1 protein-coding gene and 1 pseudogene are annotated in these 2,110 nt (G+C 61.2%); both read right to left on the bottom strand.

The genetic code is table 11. The annotated features are described in order from the left end of the window. A partial coding sequence (locus EN939_RS31455; RefSeq protein ID WP_272483122.1) for an RNA polymerase sigma factor region1.1 domain-containing protein occupies positions 1 to 1,114 on the bottom strand: 1,114 nt, incomplete at its 3' end. Between the two features lie 423 nt (positions 1,115 to 1,537). Next, positions 1,538 to 2,110 (bottom strand): annotated as a pseudogene (locus tag EN939_RS31450) (DNA primase); the annotation flags it as partial.

Genomic DNA, 2,110 nt, shown 5'->3' with positions numbered 1-2,110 from the left:
GGTCGAGCTCGGAACCCTGATATTCCTTCAGGAACTCTTCGCGGCGCACGCCGTAGCTTTCGGCCAGCCTGAGCAGCTTGCCTTCGTTCTGCACCAGGCGCTTGTTGATGTCGTAGAGTTGCTCGACCAGCGCCTCGATGCGCGCCGTGTTGAGCGACAGCGACTTCACCGCCTTGATCAGCTGGTCCTTGAGCTCCTTCAGCCGGCGGTCCTGGCTGGGCGACAGCGTGCCGGCGGCGGCCAGACGGTTCTCGACCTGCTGGTCCTGCAGCTTGCGCAGCTTTTTGTAGGTGTCGGCGATAACGTCGAGCGTCTCCATCACCTGGGGGCGGAGTTCCGCTTCCATCGCGGCCAGCGACAGGCTCGCTTCGTCCTCGTCTTCGTCGTCGTCATCCGTCAGCCCGCGCGTATCGGCGCCGACATTCGTGATGTCGTCTTCGTCGTCGCGCGAACGGCGCGGCTTGTCCTCGACCTTGGCTTCCTCGACGCGCTCGACCACCGGCGCCTGTTTGGCCTCGGGGCCGGCATAGGTGGCTTCGAGATCGATGATCTCACGCAGCAGGATTTTGGATTCGTTGAGTTCGTCGCGCCAGATGATGATGGCCTGGAAGGTCAGCGGGCTTTCGCACAGACCCGCGATCATCGTCTCGCGGCCGGCCTCGATGCGCTTGGCGATGGCAATTTCGCCCTCGCGCGACAACAGCTCGACCGAGCCCATCTCGCGCAGATACATGCGCACCGGATCGTCGGTGCGATCGGTCGGTTCTTTCTTGGTGGTGGTGGCGGCGACCGCGGTGCCGGTCTGCTCAGCCAACTCGTTGGCGTCTTCCTCGGCATCGGCCGCGGTGTCGGCGGCCTCGGGCTCCTCGCCCTGCTCGTCGTCCTCGACCACGTTGATGCCCATGTCGGACAGCATCGCCATCGTGTCCTCGATCTGCTCGGAGGTCACTTCCTCTGAGGGCAGCACCGAATTCAGCTCGTCCATGGTGACATAGCCGCGCTTCTTGGCGGCCTTGATCATCTTCTTGACAGCATCATCGGAAAGGTCGAGCAGAGGGCCATCGGTGGCGCCTTCGCGTTCGGTTTCGACCTCTTCCTTTTCCTTTGTCGCCATAGTCTTTATCTTCTCCTAGCGGCCGAACTTCAAAGCCGCGTAAGCTGTCGGACCAGTCAAATCGGGTGCGCTCGCTTATGAAACGCGCTTCACCGGGCCAGTAACTGCATCAACTCGTTTCGTTTGGTGTATGTCGTTGCCCAAATCGGGTTTCCCCTTTTGGGCGACATGCATTAAGTCCAGATTAACCCTGATATCTGTGGCAGGCGGGCTGCCTGTCCAGTGACCAGTACCTCACATCGCTTATTTCCCGTCGACGCGGGTTCGGGTTAACGTTTCGAATCGTCCTGATTCCGCCAATCTGCCAGAAGGTCAAGCGCCTCTCGCATGATTCGCATGAAAAAAGCGAATCAATTACCCGACTTAGCCCGTTACGCGCCATTTGGACGCGCAACGACGCTTTCTCAATTCACTCGCTTCCAACTAAGCTCGCCCAGCCCTGCCCGAGGAGACGCCAAACCCTTCGATCAGCGCTTCCGTGGCCTGCACATCCTGGAATTGCGCCTGAATTTCGATCAGATGCCGGTAGTTTTCGTCTGTGGGATCGGTGGCGAGCGCCGCTTCCGCCTGTTTCAGCTCCTTATGTAAGGTGCGCGCGCTGCGCTGCAAGTGCAGCGCCTGGCTGAAAGCATCGCGGGCATCTTCAAGGGCGGCGGTCTCCAGCGCCGGCCATTGCCGCATCCGCCGGATCAGCCCGACGGCCCGCTCCCAGATATCGGCACAGCCGGCGCGTTCGATCGTCGCAATCACCGCCTGACGGTCATTGGCCATGTCATGCGCCATCGCATCGAGGATTGCCGCATGCAGCCGCCTCAGGTCGGAGTTGGCGAGATCGAGGAACTCGATATGGGCGAAATTCTCGTCGATCAGCGCCGGATGGTTGATCAACGCCACGATGATCGTCGCCTCGCGCACCGACATCCCCTCGCCGCCGCGTTTGACCAAAGCCGACTGGCCGAGGCTTTCGGTGATCGCAATGCGGCCGCCACCGCCTTT

Origin of the sequence: Mesorhizobium sp. M7A.F.Ca.CA.002.05.1.1, from assembly GCF_003998335.1 — a bacterium.
GTDB lineage: Bacteria > Pseudomonadota > Alphaproteobacteria > Rhizobiales > Rhizobiaceae > Mesorhizobium.
Note: the sequence above shows the minus strand (reverse complement) of the source record. Positions and strands in the feature narration are given on the sequence as shown.